16 protein-coding genes are annotated in these 24,799 nt (G+C 38.9%); 2 read left to right on the top strand and 14 right to left on the bottom strand.

Annotation, left to right across the window (positions count from 1 at the left end; all coding sequences use genetic code 11):
• Positions 1–130: 130 nt before the first annotated feature.
• The 14 genes from GM418_RS00730 to GM418_RS00665 all read right to left on the bottom strand — a co-directional run bounded on the left by GM418_RS00730 (position 131) and on the right by GM418_RS00665 (position 21,728).
• A complete protein-coding gene (locus GM418_RS00730; protein WP_158862195.1) occupies positions 131–715 on the bottom strand; it encodes an RNA polymerase sigma factor in 585 nt (194 codons plus the stop codon).
• Positions 716–876: 161 nt separating this feature from the next.
• A complete protein-coding gene (locus GM418_RS00725; RefSeq protein ID WP_158862193.1) occupies positions 877–1,623 on the bottom strand; it encodes a DeoR/GlpR family DNA-binding transcription regulator in 747 nt (248 codons plus the stop codon).
• Complete coding sequence (locus GM418_RS00720) at positions 1,624–2,583, bottom strand: ROK family protein (RefSeq protein WP_158862191.1); 960 nt, start codon at positions 2,581–2,583, stop codon at positions 1,624–1,626.
• 4 nt (positions 2,584–2,587) lie between these two features.
• A complete protein-coding gene (locus GM418_RS00715; RefSeq protein ID WP_158862189.1) occupies positions 2,588–5,008 on the bottom strand; it encodes a glycyl radical protein in 2,421 nt (806 codons plus the stop codon).
• Position 5,009: 1 nt separating this feature from the next.
• Positions 5,010–5,924, bottom strand: coding sequence for a glycyl-radical enzyme activating protein (locus GM418_RS00710; protein WP_158862187.1), 915 nt, complete (start codon positions 5,922–5,924; stop codon positions 5,010–5,012).
• 116 nt (positions 5,925–6,040) lie between these two features.
• Positions 6,041–7,531 carry a glycoside hydrolase family 88 protein gene (locus GM418_RS00705; protein ID WP_158862185.1) on the bottom strand — a complete coding sequence of 497 codons (1,491 nt, stop codon included), beginning with the start codon at positions 7,529–7,531 and terminating at the stop codon, positions 6,041–6,043.
• 5 nt (positions 7,532–7,536) lie between these two features.
• Entirely contained in the window at positions 7,537–9,279 is a 1,743-nt protein-coding gene (locus GM418_RS00700; protein ID WP_158862183.1) for a hypothetical protein, read from the bottom strand.
• Between the two features lie 51 nt (positions 9,280–9,330).
• Positions 9,331–10,623, bottom strand: a complete 1,293-nt coding sequence (locus GM418_RS00695) for a GH36-type glycosyl hydrolase domain-containing protein (protein ID WP_158862181.1) — start codon at positions 10,621–10,623, stop codon at positions 9,331–9,333.
• Between the two features lie 108 nt (positions 10,624–10,731).
• Entirely contained in the window at positions 10,732–12,123 is a 1,392-nt protein-coding gene (locus GM418_RS00690) for a glycoside hydrolase family 140 protein (protein WP_158862179.1), read from the bottom strand.
• 70 nt (positions 12,124–12,193) lie between these two features.
• Positions 12,194–13,837 (bottom strand): RagB/SusD family nutrient uptake outer membrane protein, encoded by a 1,644-nt coding sequence (locus GM418_RS00685; protein WP_158862177.1) that lies wholly within the window; start codon positions 13,835–13,837, stop codon positions 12,194–12,196.
• A gap of 18 nt (positions 13,838–13,855) precedes the next feature.
• On the bottom strand, positions 13,856–17,230 hold the full coding sequence (locus tag GM418_RS00680; RefSeq protein WP_158862175.1) for a TonB-dependent receptor: 3,375 nt from the start codon (positions 17,228–17,230) through the stop codon (positions 13,856–13,858).
• A 107-nt stretch (positions 17,231–17,337) separates the two neighbouring features.
• Positions 17,338–18,342 carry a FecR family protein gene (locus GM418_RS00675; protein WP_158862174.1) on the bottom strand — a complete coding sequence of 335 codons (1,005 nt, stop codon included), beginning with the start codon at positions 18,340–18,342 and terminating at the stop codon, positions 17,338–17,340.
• 151 nt (positions 18,343–18,493) lie between these two features.
• The gene (locus GM418_RS00670) at positions 18,494–19,072 is read right to left on the bottom strand and encodes an RNA polymerase sigma factor (RefSeq protein ID WP_158862173.1); all 579 of its coding nucleotides are present in this window, start codon (positions 19,070–19,072) and stop codon (positions 18,494–18,496) included.
• 262 nt (positions 19,073–19,334) lie between these two features.
• Positions 19,335–21,728: a carbohydrate binding family 9 domain-containing protein gene (locus GM418_RS00665; RefSeq protein ID WP_158862172.1), complete on the bottom strand. Its 2,394-nt coding sequence runs from the start codon at positions 21,726–21,728 to the stop codon at positions 19,335–19,337.
• 594 nt (positions 21,729–22,322) lie between these two features.
• Here GM418_RS00665 and GM418_RS00660 point away from each other — a divergent pair.
• Together GM418_RS00660 and GM418_RS00655 are read left to right on the top strand one after the other, a co-directional pair.
• Positions 22,323–23,468, top strand: coding sequence for a glycoside hydrolase family 5 protein (locus tag GM418_RS00660; protein WP_158862171.1), 1,146 nt, complete (start codon positions 22,323–22,325; stop codon positions 23,466–23,468).
• 60 nt (positions 23,469–23,528) lie between these two features.
• Positions 23,529–24,797, top strand: a complete 1,269-nt coding sequence (locus GM418_RS00655) for a glucuronyl esterase domain-containing protein (protein WP_158862170.1) — start codon at positions 23,529–23,531, stop codon at positions 24,795–24,797.
• Positions 24,798–24,799: the final 2 nt, after the last annotated feature.

Here is a 24,799-nt window from a genome sequence, read left to right as displayed (position 1 = left end):
GACAATGAGTAGCTGTTTTCTGAATTCTTTTAAATGAAAATGATTTTTGTTAATTTGTTGATTGTGAGTTTTTTATTGGTATTTTGAAATTGCTGTGGCGAGACATTTTTTCTCTGATGGCAAAAAAAAATTAGTTCAGGATAAAAAGCAATATTGCTGAAATATTCTCTATGCCAAGTTCTTTTTTTATATTTTTAAGTGCTTCGCTTAAATGATTTTCAACAGTTTTTGGCGAGATTTTTAATTGTCTGGCAATTTCCTTTAGGGAAAGACCTTCTTTTTTCTTTTTAATCAATATTTCTTTCTGCCTCGGGGGAAGTTGGTTGATAACAGTTTCTACTTTATCAAGCAGCATCTGGTAATTAAGTCGTTCGTCCACATCATTTGTAAAATCAACAGCTTCGTCAATAATGTGATGTTTGTATTCCTGCTGCTTTGTAGTGCGTTCAAAATGCTCAAGTATCTGGTGGTATGCAATTTTGAAAAGATAGGCTTTAAAAGATAATTCAGGTTTTAGATTTTTTCGCGTTCGCCATACCGTCAGAAATACTTCCTGCACAATTTCTTCGGCTTCTTCTTTCATTTTTAAATAACCGAAAACAAAGCCATAAAGCCTGTTCCCGTATATGGAGAAAAGCTCATCAAAGGCAGTGGGAGCACCATTCTTTAAGGCCTTGACCAATTTATCTACATCCTTTTCATCCTGAATCTTCAATTTGTAATATGGCTTTTGAAATGTTAAAAGAGACCAAATTTAAATTACTTTTTGTAAAATGAACCATCAAAATTATTACAGAACCAAAAAATAATATTGTTTTCAGATGAAATTGAAACGATTTAGCATTTTTTTATTTACCGGGTGGCATTGATTCTTTTTTAGGCTAAAATCATATCTACACCGGCATTTTTTAATTCTTTGTGAAACGAAGAGTCCAGTTCATGGTTTGTGGCAACATGTTGAATATCTTTTGGAAAACAGATATTGGTTAGTTCGGTTTGACCAAATTTGCTTGAATCGGAAACAATAAAAACATCTTTGGCTTTTTGAATGATATAACTCGAAATCTCAGCCCTGAACAGATCGCGAATGGTGAAACCTGCCTCATTGGTATAACCATCAATTCCAATAAATGCTTTATCAATATTTATTTGATCGATACATGCTTTTGTAATTTTTCCAACAAGGGTTTCACTGTCGTGTTGGTAAACCCCGCCCAATATAATTATATTGGCTTGTTCATTTTTACGAAATTGACGAGCAATATAAACATTGGTGGTTATTATGGTTACTCTTTTTATTTTTAGAAGTTCACGCGCCAGCAGTACATTTACAGAGCCTGATTCAATTAAAATCGTTTCACCTTCGTTTACATAAGAAGCAACTTTTTTGGCAATCCGAAGTTTTTTCTCGTAGTTTACTCCCAGCCGGTTGGTTAAATCGTCGGCGTCTTTTAAAACGGCACCACCGTGCACGCGTTTTAACAAACCTTCAGCCTCCAGGTAATTTAAATCCTGCCGGATAGTAACCGATGAGACTTTTAGTCTTTCAGTCAGTTCATTTACCGAAGTCTGGTCATTTTTCCCCAGTATTTTTAGTATTCTGTTTTGTCGTTCGTTAAGCATTTATTCTAGTGTTAATGCAGCCGCGCCAATTACACCTGCGTCGGCACCAATGTTGGAAATAACTATTTTTATCGGATCAAAAATCATATCGCGGGCCAATTCATAGAACGTTGCTTTTATTTTGCCAAGATAAAAGTCGCCCCAATTAGTCAATCCTCCCCCCAGAACAATAAGTGGTGGATTTAATGTCTGAAAAATATTATAAATTCCCAAACCTACGTAATATGCACTATCTGAAATTATTTCTTTTGAAACCGGATCGTCCATATCCAGGCCTTTCTTCAGGTATTGTCCGCTTAACTTTGAAATGTCAAAATGGGGAGGAATATTGAGTTTGCTTTTTTTCCCTTCCTTAATCTTTTTCTGATAAAGAAAGGGCAGTGCCATTCCACAAGCCATGGCCATAAGGCAACCTTTGTTTCCGCAAGTGCAGGTAAGTTCAGTGTGTGGCTCCACAATAGTATGCCCAACCTCACCTGCTGTGCCGGTGGCTCCGCGGAACAGTTTTTTATTAATAACAATTCCGGCGCCAATTCCAGTGCTAATTGTCAGGAAAACCATATCGTCGTATCCTTTTCCGGCACCAAATTTATAAGCTCCAAAAGCCTGCGCATTGGCATCGTTGTCCAAAATTACCGGGATTTTAAAATACTTCTGCATCGCGTCGCGTAAGGGGTAATTTTTAAATCCTTTCAGATTGGAAGTGGTAATAATTACACCGTCGCGAAAACGAATATGTCCCGCGCAGCCCATTCCGATTCCCTGCAAGTCGGTTTCCTGAAGTTGGTTTCGCTGAATGAGTTCTTTGATTTGTTCGGCTACGAGTTTTACAAGACCGTCTTCATTTAAATTGACATGTGCGCAAGTATTGATTTTGTCGATAATCTTTCCTTCGGTGTTTACCAGGGCGATGGCGCATTTTGTGCCGCCAATATCAACTCCGCAAAGTAGTTTTTCCATTGGTTTAAAAGTTTAGTGAATGTTCAGTGCGTGCGATTATATCATCTTGAGTATCCGGTGATAATGTAGTAAAAAATGCAGAATACCCCGCTACACGTACAATCAGGTCGCGGTATTTTTCAGGATTCTTTTTGGCTGCCACAAGTGTTTCCCTGGAAACAATATTATACTGCACATGCCATCCTTTTAAATCGGTAAAAAAAGTTCTGATTACCGAAATCAATTTTTCTTTGTCAGTATCTTTTTGGATAGTTGTCGGAGATAATTTCTGATTTAACAATACACCTCCCATAATTTTTTCAGTCGGAAGTTTCGCTACCGATTTAAAAACTGCTGTTGGTCCGAGAATATCGGTTCCTGACGAGGGCGAGCTTCCTTCAGCTACCGGTGTAAACGCTTTTCTTCCGTCGGGTGTTGCCGGAACAACTGCACCGTTTGGAACATTCGCCGAAATACTTGATGTGCCCGCATAATAACGACATCCAATCGGGCCCCGGTTGTAGCGCGTGGTATGGTATTTTTCAATTTCTTCAATAAATTCGAGGTAAGCATCTTTAAGTAAAATATCTACATAATCGTCGTCGTTTCCGTATTTGGGTGCAAAATTTAACAGAAGTTGTCGTGTCTTTTCTCCTTCAATACCTTCAAAGTTGGTTTCAATGGCATGTAATAATTGTTCTTTTGAAATTCGTTTTTCTTCAAAAACCAGTTTTTTGATGGCCGCCAGCGAATTTCCAAGGTTGGCAATTCCTACCTGTAATCCCGAAACAAAATCGTATTTCGAGCCACCTTCCTTAATTGTTTTTCCACGCGGTATACAACGGTCAACAAAGGCCGAGCACAAAATATCCGGCACATTTTCTTCCAGCGCTGTATCCACAGCAGTATCAATTTCTATCGTTTTTTTTGCGTAAAACTTTACCTGGTGTTGCCAGGCTTTATAGAGGTCATCGAATGTTTCAAAATCCAGAAAATTTCCGGTTCCCTTACAGAAGGTTTTTCCGGTTTGTTGATCCAGACCATCATACATTGAAGCCAGGAAAACGCGCATGAAATTTAAAAAACTCATGCCGGTGCAACGGTAACCCCATTTGCCGGGAACAGCAATTTCAATACATCCAATTGCGGAGTAATTCATGGCATCTTCTTCTTCAACACCGAGATTTAGAAGACCGGGAATCACAATTTCATCGTTGTTAAAGGAAGGCATACCAAAACCTTTTTCAATGATCCGCATGCATTCCATCATAAATGTCTGGTTGATATTCTTATGAAAACGAACCGAAAGGTTGGGCTGGGTTAGTTTCATTTTTCCAACCGAGTCAAGAATCAAAAAGCTAAGTTCGTTAACAGCATCCTTTCCTTCAGTTGTTTGCCCGCCGATGGTTACATTCTGGTAAAGCGGGCCACCCGCAGAAAAACGGGTGTGCGACCAGGGGCGTATTTTATTGATTGACAGCAATTTTATCCAGGTATTTTCCAACAGTTCCGAAGTAAATTCTTCAGTAATCTTCCCGGTCATTTTATCGTGGTAATAGAAAGGGAACAGGTATTGATCCATTCGTCCCAGTGATACACTGTGCCCGTTACTTTCAATTTGTAAGACCAACTGCACAAAATAGGTAAGCTGTAATGCCTGATAAAAATCTGTTGGTGGATTTTCTGCAATGACAGCACAGTTTTCCGCTATCTTTTTTAGCTCTTCTGATTTTTTTTCATCTGCCTCAAGCAAAAACATGGAAGTGGCTAAATAGTGGTATCTTTTTATAAATGACTGAAAGGCTTTTATTGAAATTGTAAGAGCATTATAAAAATGATCTTTTTTAACACCTTCCAATTTTGTACGGTCTGTTTTTTTATGATAATGTCTTATTTCTTCAAGATAGCCTTTTAATCCTATCTTTAGTATTTTGTAGAAGTCAACTGCAATGTGTGCATCGCCCGAAGTAAGGTTTCCCGTCGCTTTTATGATGGCTGAATCCTGCAAATCGCGTAATTCCTGCGACATGAGTGCACGTCCCCGGTCCCAAAGTACTTTCCCTTTCCACCACTTTGCAATTTCGTTTAGTTCCTTTTTATGTTCATCTGTGATAAAAAATGCATCGCCCGGACGTTTGTCCAGTTCATCCATTTCGTTTGGAAGCCAGTCGACAGCATATTCCGGGAAAATGGGAGCTGCGCGGTGTTGCGACGACTGATTTCCCACAATCAACTCTCCGTCGTCGATAAAAATTGTCATTTCTTTTAGCGTTTTCTCTAAAGCCAACGCGCGTTTAATTATTACCGGCTGGTCTTCGTTATCCTGATAAACCTGGGTGTAAAACTTTGCCCGTTCGGTACAAACCGATGGTTTTATGCTCATCACTTTTTCGCGAAGATTTGCAATTCTTTGGGTTACCTGAGTTGATTTAATTTCTGTTTGCATTTCAACCTCCAATTTTTGTCCGAAACCCTTTTGATTCTGCGTATTTCATATATGGTTCCAGTTCGTCATCTTCTGTATTTTTTGTATTTCCCATTAAATATGGAATGCCAAGCATCTTGTATTTTTCTATACCAAAAGTGTGATAAGGCAGAAAGTCTATCTCCCTGGCATTTTTTAACGATGAAGCAAAATCTATCATCTCGGTCATTTCTTTTTCTGAATGATTAAAGCCTGGAATTACCGGAATACGGATAATGTATTTTGCTCCTGAGTTGTCCAGTTTTAACATGTTGGTCATTACCAGAGAAACATTACCTCCCGTGTATTTTTTAAATTTTTCTTTGTTTGTGTGCTTTAAGTCTGCTAAAAATGTGTCAACCAGAGTCAGATGTCGCTCTATTTTGTCCCATTTTACATACAATGTGGTTTCTACATTCACATTAATTTTTTTCTCTTTCAGTAATTGTAAAAGAGTGGTCAAATTTTCTCCCTGTGCAAATGGTTCACCTCCGGAAAGCGTTACACCGCCATTTTTACCGAAAAAAAGAATGTCTTTTTCTATTTCAACAAGAATTTCGGCTGCTGTTTTGTTTTTGCCTGAAATGGTTAGCGCTTTTGAAAGGCAGGTGTTTTTAAGTTTTTCAGGATTTTCGATTAAATCGCGGTTGATCTGAATTCCATCCTTTGTTTTTGAAATGGCTTTTTTTTCCGTCAGAATACAATCACCAAAATTTTTGCAGAATTTTTTGTTATACAAAACGCTGTAATCAAAGGACAGACTTTCAGGATTACTACACCACCAGCAACTCAGCGGACAACCTTTATAAAAGATGACAGTCCGGATGCCATTCCCGTCGTGGGTAGAAAATCGCTGAATATTAAAAATCATGGTTAGTTGTATATTGATTTGTTTCAAAATTATAAATTATTTTCAAATGAAAGTTAATTTACTTTCGTTTAAAAATAAAATATTGTTGAATAACATAATTTTTCAGGAGGCAAAAGGGGAAACCAGTGGGGGCTAATTAATTCTTATCGTTCTGCATACAACTGTGCCATCATGCCCATTCCCATCTGCGCAATTACCCGGTAATCGCTTTGCTGGAGTTCCACACCACCGCGATTATCCTGAGCAACACCTTTAAGAAAACCATCGGGAGTAATGTAGTTCTCAAGGGCACTCCAGCATCCTTCAGCAATTGAGCGGTATGATTCAGATAAAAATCCGTTGTTTATTCCGGTGAGAATTGCCGCGGAAATTCCTGCAGAGCCTGAGGTGTCGGGCAAGCTGTTTGGCTCGTGCATAAAACAGTTCCATAGTCCGTCTTTGCGTTGCATGGAAACAGCAATTTTTACAGCATCTTCAAATTTATCGATAATTTCGTCCACTTTCATTTCATCCATCAGTTCTGATATTGTGCGTGAAAATCCCAGCAGTGTCCAGGCTGCACCCCGTGCCCAATTGGGGTAAGTGTATCTTCCTTCGGTGTAGTATCGCAAATTCAGTTTATTATCATTTATCAATACATACCGGTGTTTTAATTGTTCCAATGCATTTTCCTTTAAGGCTTTATCCTGCCAGATTTTTCCAATTACGGCCATCGGATAGGCGACGGTGTAACAACCTTCGGCCGAAACCATCGTTCCATCGATGACCATTCCGTTTTCTTTTTTCATTTCCTGCCACCCTTTTACAACCGTTTTTAAAATTGGGTGTTCCGGATGCAAACGGGCCAAAGTAGCAAATGGAATTGTTGATTCAATACCATTAACACGGTTGTCGTTGGGTTTACTTCGGGCGTTTTCGTATACCAGGTTTTGCTTTTTATCAAAATATAAATCGAAATGTTGCTGAATTGCTTTGAACGCCCTTTTATTATTTTTTTTGCTGAAAATCTGCCATAATCCATCGAGTACGGTACCTTCGCGCCAGCCAAAAGCCTGAGTCGAATTTATTGAAAGAAAACAGTTTAAAAAGTCGTCAATGGTTCCTGTATTGTTTTGTGAAGAAAGCAAATGAGGCAGAAAAGCTGCGTTGTTCACTTTTGAGTCGGGTTGGTTAAAATACCAAAACGGAGTAGGGCTCTCGAGGGTAATTTTTATTCCCTGCCTGTTTATCTCAGGAATATATTTTTTATTGATTTTTACTTCATACGGAACAAGAACAGAGGAAAACTGAATGTCAACCGTTCCGAGTTTTTCTTTGGAATTGGCAAGTTGGAGGTGAAGCTGTTTTTTATCCCAGATTTCCTGTGCTACTGAAACCCGGAACCACAAGTTTCCGTCAGGTATTTTTTTATCCGGCTTTACAATAACAGAATCACCTGGAAGCAAACCGGCAGCCGACCATCCAAATGGGATTCTCTGTCCGTCGGGAAGTTCGGGAGACTTAAAATTTAATTGTTTTAGAACAATCCGCGTAGTCTCTTTATTTTGAGAAAACGTTGACATAGCCGGCAAGGGTGAAAGTAAAATTCCAAAACTGCCTAATTGCGCTGTATGTATAAAGTCTCGTCGTTTCATGTTTTTTACTTATTAAAACTTTCCCAATTTTGTCCGAAATAAGCTTTTAAGGTTTTGTTTCTGAGTTGCTTGTTGTTGGTTTCCTCGGCGCGATTATATAAATCGGTGAAAATGTAGAACTGCAACCAGTAACCAAACCGGTATTTCTCGTTTAAACTTTTTGGGTGCATCAGTTGGGCGTACCATTTATAATTAATATTGGAAACCCTGGCTGCTTCGATTGCCAATTCAGCCTGTTGCCACATTTGGCTGGCTGCCTTTTCAAAAAGTTGATTTAGATTTTCGGGTTTGGCTTCCGCCGGGTTATAAATCTCAAATGAAGTTTTTACTCCCAGTTCATTTAAGTTGAATGATTTTTCAAAAATAGTATCGCCATTCAAATCATATTTTACAAAGTCAAGAAATCCGTCATTGTCGGTATCTTCGTATCCAACGGTAGCAAATTTTTCTGGTATTTTCTGGTCTCTTTTGTATTGGCCTGCATATAATCCTCCCCATCCCTGATATGAATCAGCATCCTGGTCGATTCTCCAGTATCCGTTTTCCGCACCGTATAAATGAATCCGGTTATCAAATCCGATATATAGTTTCCCCTGACCCGAATTATCTGTATCCCATTCTCCGCGGTCGCCAGTGGCATCGGCTTGCGGATTATTATCGATTCCTCCTTTTTGCATTCCGATTTTAAAGGGATTTCCCGGCTGATAAAATTCAACGCGTTCCCATCGTTCACAATCGTCGTCTTCATCAAATGTAAACCAACATTGTTCCCATATTCCTTCATTGTAAACCTTGTTCCAGGCTGAGTCGTGGTCGGTATAAACCAGTTCGTTCATTTTTCGCCAGCGAACATCATAAAATAATGAATCGGCAGCAGGCAAGCCGCGCATCTTGTCAAACTGGTGAATTTGATCGGTGTAAGAAAAACCTTCGCCGTTAAACCGGATACTCAGATCAAAATCAAATTCGTTGGACGGACCATTGTCGTTATCCAAATCAAACGACATATAAACATGATCTATTTTACCGGTAGGGTAGGTATCAATTTCGTCGTCTTCATTTTCTTTTTTGAACTCGCAACTGTCTTCCAGTCGAATCGCCATTTCAGTCAAACCATCATCATCAGTGTCGTAAAACAAAAAAGGGTTTTCCCAACTGTAACGCAAATCACTAAAACGGTAACTGTGAACGTGGGCTTTTTGGAAAAGCGTTTGTCCGTGGTAATCTTCGTAAAAGTTGGCAGCCCCATAATGCTCCCAGCAACGTAATACCATTTCTTTCCAATTTACATAATTGAAGGTTTCGTCTTGTTCCGGATCGATAATCCACATGTAATTGCTGCTCCATTCCCAGTAATTTTTTATATGTGGATTGCTGTTTTCCACTACCACCTGCATGTCTGCCACTCCGTCGGAATTGTTATCCACCCAGTCAAGGCTGATGTCGCCGGGGCCGGCAAAAATGCCGTCGTTGTTCCGGTCAATTATCAGGCAATCACTGTCTAAATCTCCTTCCCAGTCGCTTGACTGCATGTCGTCATCATCGTCGATCCAGAAAACAGGAATGGTATCAAAAACAGTTGATTTAATCAAATCGGGATCTCCATCGTTATCCAAATCTATTCTTTGAGGTGCTGATGTAAAATCAGGTTTGAATGAACGAATTAATGACTTTTTTATATGAATTGGTTGACCAAAAATTGTTGAAACACAACATAAAAGGCTTATTATAATGACTATTTTTTTCATAGAATTTAAATTAAAGAGGATAAAATTTGTCTTTTTTCGAATAAATAAGTTTTAGTTTCTCGCGATTTCTTTTTCCAATAATTGAATTGCAACAAAAAGTACGCCGGCGGAACCTCTAAATGTTCCCGAACCACGGGGTTGATTATCAATGGTGTACCATTCATAAAAACCATCGTTTTTCATCACCCTTTCGGTCATCGGAACCAACTGTTCGAAGGCTTCTTTAAGAAAACCGTATTTAATCAGTTGCTGAATCATTCTTCCACCAAACCAGGTCCAGTCGCCACCATTTTGATAACTGTATTCCGGATTCATAATTTTGTTGGCAAAAAATCCTTCGGGGTATGCCGGATAAAGTGTTAATCCAATGGATGCTGCACCTGCTTTTTTTACCAGAGCAACCATTTGTTTTAATGAACTTTTAATTTCATTTTTTGAAAGTAAACCTGCTTCAATTGCTGTGGCAGTTCCTCCAAAATAGTATATTTCATCTTCGTTAAAATCCTCCGAGAAAGGCGATTTGTCAAGATAAATATGAGGCTTGAATTTTTGTTTGTTTTTGTCCCATAGATATTTTCTGCAATTTTGTGTCAGTCCTTTTTTTAGTTGTCCCCATTTTTTCTTTTTTTGAGGTTGGATTTCCAAAAGGTTGTCCAAGGCAATTAACAACATGGCATTATCGTAGATATCAATGGCTCGGTGGGTGTTTTCATCAATATCAACACCCCATCCGTGTTCGGGCTGCACATCTCCCCAGTCGGCCGTTGTGGCTCCCCAAATTAAACCGTATTCTTCAGAGAAACGGTGATTTAATAAAAATTCAATGGCCCAATCTATTCTTTCCAGAACGGTTTTGTTTCCTATCTTTTCAGAAAGAACAGATGAATCGCCTGTAACTTTAATATATTTATAAACAGCCTGAATCAGAGAAGATTCCTGATCGGTTTCTACCGTATTTTTATGCCCTACATAACGCGACTCCAGTTCAGAAGTAATATAATCGTAGTCAACATACGCCTTTTCTTTTGGAACAAATCCATCGATAATATTTCCGTCATCTCCCTGCATTCTGAAGAATACCAGTAAGTTTTTTTTTAAATCTTCGGAAGAATATACTTCCGAAGCCAGTTCAATAAATGTATTGTAGTCGCGAATCCAGACTTCGCTGTACCCGTCTCCCGCATTAAATCCGGTTTTAATGATTTCAAGAGCTTTGGATTTTGTATAGGAAATCGACGCTGTAGTGTTTATTTTATCGGCCAGTTTTTTCCTTTCGGAAGATTGTTTTGCGCTACAGGATAACAAAATCACAACAAATAACAGGAATGCGAAGAAACTTTTCATACTGTAGTATTTATCGTTTTAGGCTGTTGCATCTACTAAAATACATTTTTTAATTTATTGAGACAGAAACATGATTTTTCAAAATAGTTAAAAAATAGAAAGGCAGTATTAGTTTTCCACTGACTCCAATATCAATACCCAGTCGGTTTCTTGTTGAGAAGAGAGGGAATTGGGTGGAAAAAATGTTATCAATCCGGAATTTGGTTTGGTTTCGGTTTGAGAATATTTGTTGTTTCCGGGATTAAACCATTTTGCTTTAACCGATTCACCTTTAATATGCCCCATCCTGATTACTACCGGCCGGCCAGTGGGAATATATATCAGCGCGTAGTTGTTTCCGCGGGTTGCAGCGATGTGATCTGTGTCCAAACCCGGGTTTGATGCAATTATATTCTGATCGGGAATACGCTCAAAAAAAGGAAATGATTTTATCAAATTTTTCAGATAGCCCATTTGAGTTGAACTAACCGCTTGAATTGCATTTTTCCAGATAATATTTTTGTTTTCGTTCTCTTTTACAAAATTCCAAATTCCGTGATGTCCGTAGGTATGTCCAAAGCTGCCGGAAAAAACAGACCAGTATGCTGCCCGGCGTGCATAAAAATCAGTTTTCTCTTTGTCGTTATTTTCTCCAAGAAACGGATAGCTTGATTCCAAATCAATTACAGGCGTGTTTTTATAGTTGTTATAATCGTTCTGAATCATCTTCCAATTTAAAATATTTGTTCCGTGCCCGGATTGAATTGCGTTGAAATCGATCCATTTTTCATCAGGAAAATCATCTGTTGAATGGCGTTTCCCTACCGGATGGAAAGTCATCAGCATTTTGCTGTAGTCCTCACTTCCTGTTAAACCCACTGCCAGACCTTTTGCCAGCGAACGCCAGATTGCTTTAGCTTCTTTCGTGCAAGCCGAACGATCGCCTCCTAAAATCCAAATTATATTTGTATAATTTTTGTAACGCTCTCCAACAAATTTTCCGTAAATAAATGCGTTATCAACATCATAGATTGAATTTACAATACCATCGCGAAATTCTGTTGTGACATATTCGCCCCAGGTTGGTAACAAGCCAATATAAAGTCCTTTAGATTCAGCAAGTTTAATTATTTTATCTATGTAGTCCCAGTAATCATTATTTTTTCCCGGAATGGTATCAGGCTTTTCCGGATCGCCGTTTATAAGTGGCTTTTGTCCATACTGGTTGGTTGCATCAATGGTATGAAAATCATTTTCAGAGAGAATGGTACACTGAATTACATTAAATCCTTTTGAAATTCTGTCTTCAAAATACAGCGATGCTTCTTCTGTATTTAGTTTTAGGAATATTTCCCATGCCGTATCTGCCAGCCAAAAAAACGGAGTTCCGTCGTCATAACATAAATATCTGTTATTGTGTGCAACCTTTAATTTTTGAAGTTGATTTTGTGCAAAAAGATTGTTGGGAAGAAAGGTAATTTGAATGAGGAACAGAAGGAGAAATTGGTAGATGTGCTTCATGTCGAAAGAAATAAAAGGAAAACACCCGGTTTAACCGGGTGTTATGTCTTTCAATTTGTTTAAATAAGAATTAATAGCCTGGATTCTGAACCATGTTGGGGTTTAAGTCAAGCTCTTGTGTTGGAATTGGCCACAGTACATTGTGTTCGTCAATTTGGACTGCCGGGTTTTCGCGTCCAAATTTGTTGGCTGTCCAGTAATTTTCCATTTCGTCAACATAAATTCCCCAACGTCGCATATCGTAAAATACATGGCCGTATTCAGTTGCCAGTTCCCTGATTCGTTCTTCGCGGATATACTGTCTCAGGTCGCTTTGTGAACCAGCTATACCAGCCGGTACATCAGGCATTGAAACGGATGGTCTGCTACGGACCCTATTTACATATTTTGTTGCTTCATCCAAATTATTTAGTTCCATTTGAGCCTCAGCATAAAGTAATAATACATCAGCAAAACGTAAAACAACCATGTTCATGTCACTTTGTGCAAATCCTTCTTCGTAAACAATCATTTTCAGGTTACCGTAGTTCGATTCCATTGGACTTGCAGCGGTAAAGGTATTTTCCGGCCACTTTTCATCTACATAGGGATTGCCCTCGTATGCAACGGTCCATTTTAAGCGCGGGTCGCGGTTTGCAAAGGCGTCTTCCGGATTAAACTCAGGGTCGTCGGAAGAGAATGAAAAATAGTCCTGACTTTCACCACTTCCTGTCCATGTGCTTGTTACTTTGTAACCATTTTTTGTTTCGTATAAGTCAACCAGATAATCCGTTGGTTCGATATAATTCCATCCATTTCCTCCAACATCCAGTCCGGCAGCACCGGTGGCGCAGTACGAAACAAAAGAATTTCCGTATTGATCGCCGATTCCGCTCATATATTGCCACTCAAAAATAGATTCAATGCCATTTTCACCTTCCGGCCAAAACTGGTCAATAAAACCGGTTGCTCCGGGTGTTAACTCAAAATTATTAGAGTCGATAACTTTTTTTAACTCGGCGGAGGCATTTTCCCATTGTTCTTCAGCACAATAAATTTTACCGAGTAAGGATTGTGCAGCTTCCTTACTGGCCCTTCCCATTTCGGCGGGCGAGCTGCGATACTTTGTAACAGAAGGCAGGAGATTTTGGGCTTCTTTTAAATCGCTTATCATTTGTTCCGTAATGGCAGCTTTAGTATCACGTTCGGGATAGTATGTTTCTGTTGTAACCGGCTCGGTAATAAGAGGCATACCTCCCCAAATATCACTTAAATAGAAGTAGTAAATAGCTCTCAGGAACAAAGCTTCGCCTTTTATCTGGTCTTTTAACCCGGCAGTGGTAAATACATCTTCTACTTCTTCAAGTCGGTACAACACTTCATTTGCCCGTGCTATACCTATCCACCAGTAGCTGAACCAGGCACGAATATCACCGGGAACACCGTCGGGAGTATAGCCGTTGCCACCCCAGTCGAATTGACCAAACCTACCACTTCCACGGGTTGCAACGGGAGTAGCGATATCAACCATCGGAAAAAATTCCATTTTTTGCCGCCAGATGTTATTAATTCCGTATACACCATTTATGGATTGAATAAAATCGTCTTCACTTTTATAAAATGTCTCTGTTGTGAGTTGATCCTTGGGTAATGTTTCGAGAAAACTCTCTTTGCACCCGGTTGAATTTAGTAGCAACAGAGCAAATAATGCGAAATATAAAATTTTTGTCTTCATCGTTTCAAATTTTTTAGGTTAGAAAGTTATCGTTACACCTGCCTGGAATGTTCGAGCCTGGGGAGTATTGGAGCCTCCTCGGGTGTAAACCATGTCAATGTATCCGGTACTGTCGGATCGCTTTTGTCTGACTCCTATTTCCGGGTCAAATCCAACATAATCAGTAAACGTTAACAGGTTTGTTCCGGAGAGAAATACCCTGATTTTATTGATCGGTGTTCCCGTAAGAAGTTGATTTGGAAGTGTATATCCAATTTGCAGGTTTTTAACCCTTAGGTAACTTGCATCCATGAGCCAGCGGGTATTACAAACATTATTAATTCCCCGGATTCCACTGCCTATCGCCGGATAATAGCTGTCGTCTCCCTCTTGTGTCCATCTGTTATCGTATACTTCCTGATACATATTTGTGTAATCATAGAGTGTTCCGAAATCCATTGCGAATTCAGGTGTCACCATTATATTTTTACCAAACTCACCCTGAAGCTGAATGCTCATATCCAGATTTTTCCACTCAAGATTGACATTTCCCCCATAGTAAAATTCAGGGATAGAATTACCCAGAAATTTTCTGTCATCTTCGTCAATTGTTCCACTGTTATCCAGATCTTTATATTTAAAATCGCCAGGGCGCGCTCCATCAAGCGTTGGGCTGGCGGCTATATCTGCCTCCGACTGATAAATGCCTTCAACAACATAACCGTAATAGGAGTTTATAGACTGCCCTTCTTCCGTTCTGGTGTACAAGTCGATGATGGGGGCAACATCTCCCATGTCGACTACCTTATTTTTTACATGCGTAATGTTGAACGAAATATCGTATTTCAATTCATGCGATCTGTTGATGTATTGGGCTGTGAATTCCCATCCTGAGTTGTCTACTCCTCCGATATTCACATAAGGATCGCTGCTATAACCGGTAGTTGAAGGAAGCGGAAGAATTAAAAGCATATCCGTTGTTTTCCTTTTGAATACATCCAAAGTCATATTAAACTGATTGTTGAACAAACCTAAGTCGAGGGCAATATTTGTTGTAGTTGTCTTTTCCCATGTAATATCTTCGTTGTATGCGCCACTGACAGTGGCACCGGAATTTAACGCCTGTTCTTCGCCAAACACATAACCTGCACCAAACGAAATCGAACTTAACCATTTGTAGGATGGAATATTTGAATTTCCCAACGAACCAATACCAGCCCTTAATTTCATATTGCTGATGACTGAATTATCTTTTAAGAAGCTTTCTTCAGAGATTCTCCATCCAAAAGATGCCGACGGAAAAACTCCCCATCGGTTTTTAGGCGCAAAAACGGAAGAGCCGTCCCTTCTTACATTCATTTGAAGCAGGTATTTGTTGTCGAAGGAATAGTTAATTCTTCCGAATTGAGAGGAAAGGGATCCTTCACCTGAAGAGCCGGAGTTGTTGTAGTCTTCACTTCCCGCGTTGATAGCAACAAGACTATTTCGGGGGAAGGTATTTCTGTATGCGCTCATATAAGCTGATTCTGACTTTTGGGCCGAAATACCTGCCAAAATATCAATATGGTGTTTTTTGTAATCTTTTACATAAGTGAGAAGATTTTGCCATTCCCATATTGAACTTGTATTATCGTAAACAGTTAAGGATGCCGGGCTTTGATGCCTGTACGGCGCAGAATGATCGGTGTCCTCCGGGCGGTAGGTAAACCATTCCGGGCGGAAATCTTCCCGGTAACTGTCATAACCGGAAATATTAAATACGGTTTTAAACTTTAACCCGTCCCACAGTTTTAGTTCAGAATATAAATTTACAGTTGTTGAATTGGCTTTTGCACTATTGTCGACACTGTTGTACGACATTACCGGGGTATTGTTTTGGAGTTGATCTTCACCTGTACCTTCCCTCGGTGTCCCGGGTAATCCATCCTCATTGTACAAGGGTATTGTCGGTGGAGTAAACATTGCTCCGTTGATATCAGCAGAATGATTGCTTGACCAGGTTTTGTAATGATAGGTTCTCAGACCGGCGCTAAATCTTTCTGTTACAAACTCAATGTTACTTCGGGCACTTGCTCTCTGATAGTTTTCCCCTATCATGATGCCGTCCTGATTGTAGTAGTTGATATTTACAGCGTACTGAAGATTTTTTGAGCCACCCGTTGCCGACAGGTTATAATCCTGTACCGGAGCACTTCTGAAAATATAATCAAACCAATCTGTATTTGTGGTTTGCAATTCAGGAGCCTGATCGCCAACCCAATATTGTGTTCCTGTTCTTGCCAGGGTTGATTCATTCATTTTTCTGCACCAGTCTTCCGAGTCGAGTAACTTTGGAATATTTGTTGCTTGTTGTGTTCCGTATTTTACATTTACATTTACCTTCAATTCCTGGTTCCTTTTTCCGGTTTTTGTAGTAATAAGAATAACTCCGTTTGCTGCTCTGGCTCCGTATATTGAAGCAGAAGCTGCATCTTTTAACACGGTAATGGTTTCGACATCGTTAGGAGATACCTGGTTGATATCGCCCTGGAATCCATCGATAATTACCAATGGGTCAACACCTGAATAAACTGAACCTACACCACGGATTCTTAGGACAGATCCCGCTCCTGCGCTTCCTGATGATTGTGAAACATGTAATCCGGGCAAACGACCTGAAATAGCGGTGCTCACACTTGATGAGTTTACTTTTACCAATTCACTGCCGTCTGCTGAAGAAACAGACCCGGTAACATCCCTTTTTTTCATGGTTCCATAACCTATGGCAACTACTTCTTCAAGACCGATTACTCCTTCTTCCAGAACAACGTCAATCTGCTGCTTCTCTTCAACTGGAATTTCCTGACTTTGCATTCCAACAAAAGAAAACAACAGAATGGCATCATTGGCATTTACTGAAAGTGAATATTCTCCGTTCGTGTTTGTAACCGTTCCGTTGCCGGTTCCTTTTTCTAAAACGGTAACCCCGGGAAGCGGCACTCCATTTTTGTCTTTTACTGTCCCGTTAACAGGTTTTTGTTGTTCGCCTTTAATAATAGCATCACCAAAATTACTTTCTTTTTGACGTACGATTATATAGCGGTCAACAATTTTATAGTCCAGTGAGGTGCCGCTCAGAACCTGGTCAAGGATTTCCATAACTGTTGCATCCTTAACGTTTACAGAAACATTTTCTATTTTTTTTAGATCTTCCCGCTGATAAAAGAAGTAAAATTCGCTTTTATTTTCAATCTCCTTAAATAAGTCGACGATGTTATTATTGTTGAATGAGATATCCAATCTGGTATTCTGTGAATACGTGGAGGCACTCACACTCACCAGGCCAAGAAGAAATATCGCAAAAGTCAATTTCATTTTTAATAAAAGTTTTTTTAAAGGCCGTTCAAAAACAGCCCGGTTTGATCGTTTTTTCATAAATTTGAATGTTTTAAATGATTATTACAACTTGTTTTAATCGCTAAGCGGTGGGTATGTGGGGCATATCCGCCGTTTTTTTTGATTTATTTATTGGTTTTTTGGATTCACATAGGCTTATCATTTATTGAAATGGTTATTATATCTTTTTCTCCCAGTTTATTCTGATATTTTATTTTTACAGGTAAAAGAATTCCGATGGCTTTGATGATTTGGTCAAAGGGTTTATTTTTTAGCACCGTACCCGAAAAACGTAAATCTTCAGCTTCTGCACTTGTAAAATTTATTTCCACATTGTACCAGCGCTCCAATCTGAAAGCAATGTCAAACAGCCGTTCTTCGTCAAATTCAATTTTTCCTTCGGTCCAACTCGTATAGAAATCGGTATTAACTTTTTTAATTTTTATGTTTTCTAATTCATCGGGAATCGTAATTTGTTCTTTGGGTTTAATCCGGGTAATCTCTTTTCCCGTAACACTGTTAATTCTTACAGCCCCTTCAATCAATGTTATCTGACTGGAACGTTCTTCTGCGTATGAGACCACATTAAACGAAGTCCCCAAAACTTCAATTTCACTTTTTTTTAGCTTAACCTTGAAAGGTATATCGCTGGGTTTAACATTAAAAAAAGCTTCACCGTTAAGAAATACCTCACGGCTTTCTGTGCCAAATGAATTCGGATATTTTAAAGTGGTCCCGGAATTTAGCCAAACATGGGTGCCATCGTATAAAGTTATTTCCGACATTTGTCCAAGAGGAACTTTTAATTCCGCATAAACCAGGGGGGTAGGTTGTGAGGTTAAGTTGGTTTTGATTAATACACCAGCCAAAAATGCAACAATCAAAATGGCTGCATATTTAAGTGCCGATTTTAATAAATGTACTTTCCGAAGTTTAAAATGCCCGGAGACTTTTTCCCATGAGCGACTTTGAGAAGCACTTTGCAACGGAAGGCTTTTTTTTAATCCCCGATGAATTTTTTCAATTTCAGCAAAAGTTTTTTGATTTTCTTTTTCTTTAAGGAGCTGATTCAAAATTTTTTCCTCTTCTGGGTTGAGTTCTTTAAATATTTTTCCAGTGGAAAGTTCCCAAAATTTATCCTGTTCTTTCATCCTGTTTTTTTAGTTGCTGAATTAACGGGATGGCTTTTTATGCCATCCCATTGCTAAACCAGAACTATGAATAAACTATTTTTTACTATCTATTAAAAGGACGGGAAAAGCGAAAAAGAGGGTGACACAATTATTTATTTTTTTTAACTATTTATATTTTTTCTTTGCTAAGAATATTTTTCTCAGATGTGTGGAGAAAATAGAAGAGGTAAAAATCTTTAGGATCGAGGTTTTCTTTAAAAAAACGGTAAGCTCTCCCGATTTGAGTTTTTACGGTGTTTTTTGTGATGTTTAGTTTTTTGGCAATTTCGTTGTATGTTAACGAATCAAAAACAGCAAGTTCAATTATTTTTTTTCGTTGATCAGGGAGTTTTTGAATTAAATCATACAGCTTTGCATACTGTTTTTGCTCATCAAAATACTCTTCGTTTGCAGGTTCCGGTATATTTTCAATTGATTCAGTAATTGGTCTTTTTTCGCGGTAATAATCAACAACGCTGTTTCGAAGTATAAAAAAAATATAGTGTTTTACCGATGAATTTATGTTGATTTTTGCACGGTTTTCCCAGAGTTTTATAAAACAATCAGAGACCAATTCTTCTACAACACTTGTATCCGTTACAGATTTTTGTGTATAAAGACACATCTGTTTGAAATATTTGTCGTGCAGTTTTTTTAGTGCCTTTTTATCACCGTATTTTATATGTTCCCAGAGTCGTTTATCTTCCAAAGTTTAATGCAAATGTTCCGGCAAATATAACGCTTTGATGCTAAAAGGAAAGTTGGTTTTAAAAAGAATCAGTTTAATTCTTTCCCATGGAATAGCGCGTTGTTTAACTTTTTTAGTTGAAATTATGTAAATAAAGGGAACTATACCAACCTCCATTTTGTAACTGAATCGTATGTTTGGTGTTATTTACGGTAATTTATTCAAACAATTTCTTGTGACTTGCCGTGGGGTTTTCCGGGTACCTTTAAAGATTTTCTTTTTTCTAAATACTAAAGAAATAGGAAATTTTTAAAATGATGGTGCGATTATTTAAACTCATGTTTCTCCAACCGGAGTTTCCCGAAGGATCAAATCGTCCTTCGTTGTAGGCTAGGTACAGGAAACTGCCGGGCCGGTATTCCCAACTCATCAGGCAGCTTAGCAAATATTCGTTGTAAATTTCTTTTTGCTGGTAGAATGTTGTTCCCAGAATTCCCTGGGCATGTACTCTCAGGTAAAAATCTTTGGTGAACATCCATGTTGAGTTGGAGGAAAGTTTAAAATAACGTCCGTCTTTGTGGTCGCTTGTTGTGAAAGTTTCAGTGTAATCTCCAATTAACGTTGTAAGAAAATTCCGGGTTAAACGGCCTTCTCCCTCAAGTGTTAATTTTCTTTGCCGGGCCACGTATTTTTGATTAAAATTGTAATAAGTGTCATTTGTAAAGCCAAATACACCGGCAAAGCTGGCACCTTTATTTATCGGGCGTGTAGAATAACTCAGCGTTAGCAGATTCCCGGAATATTGACCCGTAAGTTCGGTAGCTGTAAAACGTTTGTAGTCTGCCACAATAATCATTTCATTGATCATGTTTATGGTAAGGTCGCCTCCAACTTTGTAGTTGTTTGAAGTACGGCTTCCATCTGAAATTACCGGATTCCCTTCATCGTTTGTTGTAACCGATCCAAACATTACATCGGGAACAAAATCAGGAAAATTTTGCAGTACATTGTTAATGTATTCCGAAGTAAATAAATCCCTGTCAAATTCAAGAGTGGCGTTGGCAGTTATTCTTCTCAGGTTGTATTTATTTATTCTCGGACTTAACTTGTACGTTCCCGTTACATTATCCCAACCGCGGTATGCTTCTTTTTGAATATATCCCACACGATTTATTTCAAACTCGGGTTCAATTCTTTCTCCAGTTAAAATCAGTCCCATTAAATCGCCGGTTCTGGTGTAAATGAGGTTGTAAGCCATGTTTTGTTCGGTTTGTTTTTCGGTTTGTCCGGTGGCAACCTGAAAATCGACAAAATCGTTTCCGCTGAGAACAAAACTGCCGTCAACGCCAAAAATACGGTTGTAATTATCTGCTTCTTCTTTTGTTGCTGCCAGAATACCAATATTGCTTGAACCTAAAATGTCTTTCTTCACCCGCATTACACCAAAAGTGGCTTTTTCTGAATTTTGCAGCGCACTTTTAAACACCGATTTCCCGGTTACATTTCCTAAAACTCCAAATTCAACTCCGTGATTTAGTTTTCCGGTCATTTTTACTCCGCCCAGAATATCACCTTTTGCACCTATTCGGCGACTGTAAAAAAGCTCAAGCGGAGTATTAAATACATTTATCCGTTCAGTAAAAAATGGCCGAAGTTCGGCAAACCGGGTGGGAAACCGTGTGAGGTTAATTTCAAAAACATCCGCATCGACCTGTGCAAAGTCGGGGTTAAAGGTAAAATCGGCAGTTAGGTTGGGGCTTGGGCTAAAGCGGATGTCACCACCTAAATTTAATGTTTTAAACGGCGAAACATTTAAGGCTTCTGTTGAACTTACTGTTCCATATGGTCGTAATTCAAAAGTTCTTCCTGAACTGATATTTTTTATCCCTACTATTTGTCCCAGTTGCGACATGCGTGTATTGTTTTCCCATTCGGGTAAATGTGGTTTCCATTGGCTACGTGATGCCTCCCTGGCCATAGTGCGCATAATGTTAAAACCCCAGGTTTGCTGTTCGCTGGAAGAATATCGCATGTTAAAGAACGGAATTTTTACTTCAACATACCAACCTTTGTCATCGACTTTTCCTTCTGAATACCAAATTCCGTTCCAGTTCCGGTCGCGTTTTACATCGTCGTAACGAAGTTCGTCGCCCTGAACACCAGTAGGCGAAATAACAAATTTATACCCGGTTCTGTCATCGTTGTAACTATCAATAAAAAGTTGAAGGTTGTCTGCTCCGTACGTGCCCCGGGGAGCCAGGTAGGCAACAATTTTATCAGGCACTGCATCCCAGCACCATACCCCAACATATAAATTTTCATCGTCATACAAAATTGCAAATTCTGTTTCATCGCTTGTGGGAATCAAAGGATAGGGATCTTTTTCAATAAAGTTCGTTTTACGATCGGCGATTTTCCAGGCTGGTTCATCCAGATTTCCATCAATCACAATTTTATCTTCAGAACTTAGCCGATACGCCCTGATAGTATAGTTGACATTGGTTGTATCGTAAACGTTTGCCCGAATAGAATCGAAATATTCTGGCGGGTATTGACTTATGTCAACTACGCGTTGAGCCAATAAATCTTGAGGTAAAAAGAGAATCCCCACAAGCCCAAAGAATAAAAAGATCAGGGGATTTTTATTCTTTATCAAAAGGAAAACGGTAAGATGCATAAAAAGAAATTAGTCAGGTTTTAAAACTATTTGTCGTTTTTGTTGGAATAAGTTTTTCACAGAAATATTTTAAAATTTTAGTTATAATTTATTCTGAAGACTGACCGTTCATGTGCTAAATTCTGAGTTTTGTTGTCTTCCTTTCCTGTAATTTGAAAAGGAATTTATACATGGAGAGACTTGAACTAAGCAGTAATTTTTTATTCTATTCGGCTTGCTTATGGTTTTTGTGTGAAAAACAGTTTTCAACTCTTGACAAATCACATTATGGTTCATTATTTTCATTAGTGACATTCTGTAGTTTATTATTATGGTTTAGTCTGTTTACTAAATTTTTTAGTATAACATATTCAATTTTACTAAAATATAAAGATAAATGTATAAATCTCTTTTTTCCTGTTTTAAAAATTAACACGTTTAAAAACAATGCGCCTGATTTTGCTACAATATCACTGTACACGATAATTTAATCAGGGCTGTTGTTTTATTGAGGCAAGTCCGGAAAGCAAACAAATTCTACAAGATTACATGTTGCACTCATTTTGTTTTATGCAATTTGTCTATATTTACAGAAACCAATGAAACCTTGTGAAAATGCAAAGAAGAAATTTTATAAAAACCACAAGCCTGGCAACTGTCGCAATTGGTATGGCCGGTGTTCCGGCTTTTTCGCAAAAGAATCTTCCTGTAAAAAATAAATTACCCCGTTGGAAAGGATTTAATCTGCTTGATTATTTTTCACCCAATATGAACGGAGGAGCGAGACCTAAAACTACCGAAGAGTATTTTAAATGGATGTCTGATTGGGGATTTGATTTTGTGCGTCTGCCGATGGCATATCCGCGCTTCCTTAATTTTGATCAAAGTCGGGATATTACTCCTGAAGACATTTTGAATATCAATGAAAAAGAGGTGGACAATGTGGAAGCCCTGGTAGATGCTGCAAATAAAAATGGTTTACATGTAAGTTTAAATTTACATCGGGCTCCCGGTTTTTGTGTAAATGCCGGTTTTAATGAACCTTATAATTTGTGGGAAGACAAGGAAGCACAGGAGGCGTTTTACTTTCATTGGGGAATGTGGGCCAAACGTTTTACTTCCAAAACACCCGACCAGATTAGTTTTGATTTGGTAAATGAGCCATGTACCCGCGAAGATATGAATAACCAATTCTCGAAACGGGGCGCCATCCCCGGGCAGCTCTATCGGGAAGTGGCTCAGAAAGCCTTAAAAACTATTCGAAGTCACAATCCGGCTCATCGGGTAATTGCCGATGGTAACAATGTGGGAAGTGATGTAATTCCCGAGCTTTTTGATTTGGATATTGGCCAAAGTTGCAGGGGATATTATCCGCATTATATTTCTCATTATCGGGCACCCTGGGTATTTGAAAATCCGGATGATGCCCCAAAACCTGTATGGCCCGGTGAAATTGACGGAAAGCAGTTTAGTAGAAAAAACCTGGAGGAGTTTTATGCGCCCTGGATTGATGCTGTAAAAAGCGGGGTTGGCGTTCACTGCGGGGAGTGCGGCTGTTGGCAGGAAACTCCGCATGATGTTTTCCTGGCCTGGTTTGGAGATGTTCTTGATGTACTAACAGAAAATGGAATTGGGTATGCACTCTGGGAGTTTAACGGGACTTTTGGATTACTAAACTCCGGACGAAAAGATGTCAACTATGAAGATTGGTTTGGACATAAGCTTGATCGTAAAATGCTGAATCTGTTGATGAGATATTAAATTTTTGTATTTTACAAAAAAACAGGATGTGTCGGTTTCACTTAATATAAATCTATAAAAATGAAAAAAATAGCCTTACTCATAATATTTGTAATGGTGATGCAGGTTGCCTGGTCGCAGGCAGAAGCAAATTATGATGAAAGCAAAGTACCGGATTTTGAATTGCCCGACCCTCTGAAAACTTTTAACGGGAAAAAAATCAGGAATTCAAAAAAATGGACAAAAAAGGGACGTCAGGAACTGCTCGATTTTTTTACCGAAAATGTTTATGGCGAAGTTCCGGGGGAGTTGAAGATTGCTTCAGCCCAAATTGTAGAACAAAGTGAAAACGCTTTGAATGGAAAAGCAAAACGCCGGCAGGTTGAACTTACATTTAAAAAAGGAAATCGAAACTTACATTTTTTTATTTTGATGTATCTTCCCAAAAGTGTTGAAAAAGCTCCCGTGTTTTTAGGATACAATTTTTATGGAAATCATACAATCACCGAAGATGTAAATGTAATTATTTCCGAAGCCTGGAGCCGGGATAATCCTTCTTTTGGAATTATCAATAACCAGTTAACGGAACAATCGCGTGGTGTACGCACAAACAGATGGGCTATTGAAAAGATGATAGATGCCGGAATTGGACTTGCAACCATTTATTACGGGGAAGTGGATCCCGATAAAGATGATTTTACCGATGGGGTTCATCCGTTTTTTTATGTCGACAACCAGCAGCAACCTGCTGCATCAGAGTGGGGGAGTATTTCTGCGTGGTCGTGGGGACTGAGCCGGGCATTGGATTATTTTGAAACATACAGCGAAGTAGATGAAAATAAAGTGATTGTATTTGGCCATTCCCGATTGGGAAAAACATCGTTGTGGGCAGGTGCCAGCGACGAACGTTTTGCCGGTGTTATTTCAAATTGTTCTGGGTGCGGTGGAGCGGCTCTTTCGAAGCGGAAGTTTGGAGAAACTGTTGGCCGGATAAATTCCAGTTTCCCGCACTGGTTTTGCAAGAATTTTAGAAATTTCAATAACAACGAAGAAGCCCTTCCTGTTGATCAGCATGAACTTCTGGCATTAATAGCACCACGCCCCTTATATGTTGCCAGTGCTGAAGAAGACCAGTGGGCGGATCCAAAAGGCGAATTTTTGTCTGCATTTTACGCATCAAAGGTTTATGATTTGTTTGACAAAAAAGGAATCACATCAGATAAAATGCCCGCTGTTAATGAGCCCATCCAAAATACCGTTTCCTATCACATTCGAACAGGAAAACATGATGTGACGGATTTTGACTGGGAACAATACATCAATTGGGCAAAGGAGCAGGTTCTTAAATAAAA

The sequence above is a fragment of the Maribellus comscasis genome, from assembly GCF_009762775.1.
Lineage (GTDB): Bacteria > Bacteroidota > Bacteroidia > Bacteroidales > Prolixibacteraceae > Draconibacterium > Draconibacterium comscasis.
The sequence above is the reverse complement of the archived record's forward strand: the minus strand, read 5'-3'. Positions and strand labels throughout refer to the sequence as shown.